A 2339-nucleotide genomic window follows, 5' to 3' on the forward strand; every position below is an offset into this window, starting at 1 on the left:
ATTTCAGATGAGGGGATCAGGGCCATCGGCCTCGACGGTGGCAACGTTGGGCCATCGGCCTCGACGGTGGCAACGTTTATTTCAACTTTGCCACGCTCCAAAGCAACGGCCGATACCTGACCGATTTCACACAGTTGTGGACCAGCGTCCATAACTGGGACTTTCTCGCCTATGACGTTCAGAATGGGAAATACGCAACCGTGCAAGAGGGTATGGATGCCCAGTTTGCCACTTATGGCATTCCTGTCCGACTCAGGACGCAGCTTGTCGGCCCCGGCCCCGCGACCCCAGCACCCGGTGGCCCCACCACGGGCGCGTGCGCCCCGGCCAACATCGACATCCAGCGTCACGACCAAGTCCGGGCGATCAAGCCCATCCCGGCCAATGAGCAGCAGTACTACACGGTCCTTGGGTGCGCCGAAGGCTGGCTTGCGTACTCCATTTCAGATGAGGGGATCAGGGCCATCGGCCTCGACGGTGGCAACGTTTATTTCAACTTTGCCACGCTCCAAAGCAACGGCCGATACCTGACCGATTTCACACAGTTGTGGACCAGCGTCCATAACTGGGAATTCCTTGCCTTTGACGTACGGGACGGAAAATACGCCACCGTGCAAGAGGCTATGGACGCCCAGTTCGCCACAAACGGCATCCCAGTCCGGCTGAGGGAACAACTTGTTGGTCCCGGCCCAGCAACCGGCGCTCCGTAACCACCTCCACTCCAAGCACAAGAAATTAACCATGGAATTCATAGACGCCCACTCAGTGGTGATCTTCGGCGTACTGCTCGTTCATCTCATCGGCGTGATCGTCGTCGCCGTTTCGACAGTTGTCCTGGTAGCCGCGATGTTCGTCGTCGTCCCGGTCGTGCATGCCTGCAGAAGCGTGTGGTCGGCCCGTCACGCAGGCAAGCAGAGACCCAGCGGCGACGACTTGGCCGCGCAGCGGCTCTAAAAGAGATACCCGGCACGCTCATTGGGGGATTTTGCCGGGTATCTCCTCATTTAAGAGGGCTACCGGAACAGATGCCTAAACTTTTTCTACGGTTGTGTAAGAAACAACGATTCCCGGGACACTTAGTGGTTGACACATCACATCGCACTAGTCCGGGGGAACAGAACAAGGATGTTGGCTACCAGAGAGCAGAAACTGATTGCTCTTCACGCTGAACACTTCAGCCGCATCTACCAGTACATCGCGTACCGGATCAACGACCGCGAACGGGCCGAGGAACTGGCCAATGACGTGTTCCGAATCGTGTGGGAAAAACAACCGCCCGAGCCGCCCGGCGTCGGATGGCTGATAGCCACAGCCAGGAATGTACTGGGCAATGAGTACAAAGGCCGGAGCCGTCGCGATCAACTCATGCAGCGCCTGGCCGAAGAAGCGCGGGTCCAGGCCGTTACTACCAGCGATGACGAGCAGCAGGCCACCGTTGCGGAGATCCTCTCCAGGCTCAAGGACCGCGATCGGGAAATCCTGATGCTCTCCTACTGGGATGACCTCACCACCGCGGAACTGGCTGAAAGCCTTGGGTGTACAGCCTCCGCTGCCGCGGTCAGGCTCCACCGGGCCCGGAAAGCGTTCGCGAAAGCCGCACCACAACACCTCATGACAGAACGGGAAGTCTAACCATGGACCGCATCGAACAACTCATGAAAAACGCAAAACCAAACGTCCCCGAACCCGGCACCACCCCCGGTGTCCTGCCGAGCCGGTCCCATGTCTTCTCCGATGATCCCAACGTCGTTTCTCTCGCCGACCGCAAACCTCGGCGTAAAGGGTGGGCGGCCACCACAGGTGTGGTTCTCGCTGCGGCAGCTGTCATCGGGGCGGTCGTCGTAGCCGGCAACCTCGTCCCGCAATCGGCGCCGGCACCGGCCACGACCGACACCCCCACTGTCACGGCCACCCCTACGCCAACGCCCACCGCGTCGCCAACGGTTACCCCTTCCGCGACGGCAAGCCCCACACCGACAACCACCCCAACCGAAACCCCGGCATGGACCCCTTCTCCGACCTCGACCACGGTTATCACCCCGATCCCGGCGCCGACCACGGCACCACCAGCGACCGCGCCCGCCGGCCCAGCTGCGGGCGCCTGCACCCCTGACAACATCGATATCCGGCGGAACGACCAAGTCCAGGCGATTAAGCCGATCCCGGCCAATGAGCAGCAGTACTACACCGTCCTTGGGTGCGCCGAAGGCTGGCTCGCATACTCCATTTCAGATGAGGGGATCAGGGCCATCGGCCTCGACGGTGGCAACGTTTATTTCAACTTTGCCACGCTCCAAAGCAACGGCCGATACCTGACCGATTTCACACAGTTGTGGACC

General features: G+C 60.4%; 4 protein-coding genes. All 4 read left to right on the forward strand.

What is annotated here, in order from left to right; translation table 11 throughout:
- Positions 1-212 precede the first annotated feature (212 nt).
- Complete coding sequence (locus AB4Y81_RS21485) at positions 213-710, forward strand: hypothetical protein (RefSeq protein ID WP_441996927.1); 498 nt, start codon at positions 213-215, stop codon at positions 708-710.
- 31 nt (positions 711-741) lie between these two features.
- Positions 742-954 (forward strand): hypothetical protein, encoded by a 213-nt coding sequence (locus tag AB4Y81_RS21490; RefSeq protein WP_018780130.1) that lies wholly within the window; start codon positions 742-744, stop codon positions 952-954.
- A gap of 171 nt (positions 955-1125) precedes the next feature.
- Entirely contained in the window at positions 1126-1632 is a 507-nt protein-coding gene (locus AB4Y81_RS21495; RefSeq protein ID WP_055973697.1) for an RNA polymerase sigma factor, read from the forward strand.
- Positions 1633-1634: 2 nt separating this feature from the next.
- Positions 1635-2339 (forward strand): hypothetical protein (locus AB4Y81_RS21500; protein WP_441996928.1); only part of this gene is annotated, 705 nt, incomplete at its 3' end.

Origin of the sequence: Paenarthrobacter sp. TAF1 (assembly GCF_052113825.1) — a bacterium.
Classification (GTDB): Bacteria; Actinomycetota; Actinomycetes; order Actinomycetales; family Micrococcaceae; genus Arthrobacter; species Arthrobacter nicotinovorans.